This is a genomic window from Microbacterium tumbae (genome assembly GCF_054780175.1).
In genome coordinates this window covers 1-550 of sequence record NZ_BAAGWV010000012.1, presented here as the reverse complement: position 1 = coordinate 550, position 550 = coordinate 1, and the positions used below count along the sequence as shown (strand labels likewise).

The following is a 550-nucleotide window of genomic DNA, read 5'->3' as shown; positions in this document are numbered from 1 at the left end:
GGGGGCGCGAGCGCTCAGCCGGTCGAGCATGTTCTGCGACGAGACGACGGCGGTCACGTCGTAGCCGAGGGCGGCCATGGGGATAGCGACGCGGCCGTCACCGCAGCCGAAGTCGAGCACCTTCGCCCCGTCGGGGATGACGGTGGCCAGCATGTCGGCCTGCACCTTGCCGGACCGCCAGTAGGCGTCCTCGGAGACGCCGCGCGACGGATGGATCGCAGCCGGGTCGGCCTGATCCCAGGCCTGGATGACATCTTCGGCGGTCACGATGCCCCCTTGGTTACGGCTTCGGCTGCCCCGGTGGCGTTGATCGCGATTGTGGCGCCCGCGGGCATCGTGCCGCCCTCGCTGTGCGCGACGAGCTTCCGCAGCTTGGCCAGGTCGGCTTCGAGGCCGCCGTTGTCGCGGTAGTCGTAGTAGGCAGCCGAGTCAGAAGAGACCTGCTCCGGGCTGTTCGCCTCTTCGTAGCCCGCATCGAGGTCGGCCTTTCCGGCCGCAGGATGAAGGTGCTCGATCACCATGTCGGGCAGGTAGGTGATCCGCCCCATGC

The 550-nt window shown here is 68.9% G+C and carries 2 protein-coding genes; both read right to left on the bottom strand.

The features are described from left to right. Positions 1 to 267, bottom strand: a 267-nt coding sequence (locus tag ACYVGQ_RS18735; RefSeq protein ID WP_460786203.1) for a class I SAM-dependent methyltransferase, incomplete at its 3' end; no start/stop codon positions are given. Beyond that, a partial coding sequence (locus ACYVGQ_RS18730; RefSeq protein WP_460786202.1) for a hypothetical protein occupies positions 264 to 550 on the bottom strand: 287 nt, incomplete at its 5' end. The genes ACYVGQ_RS18735 and ACYVGQ_RS18730, both read right to left, overlap by 4 nt.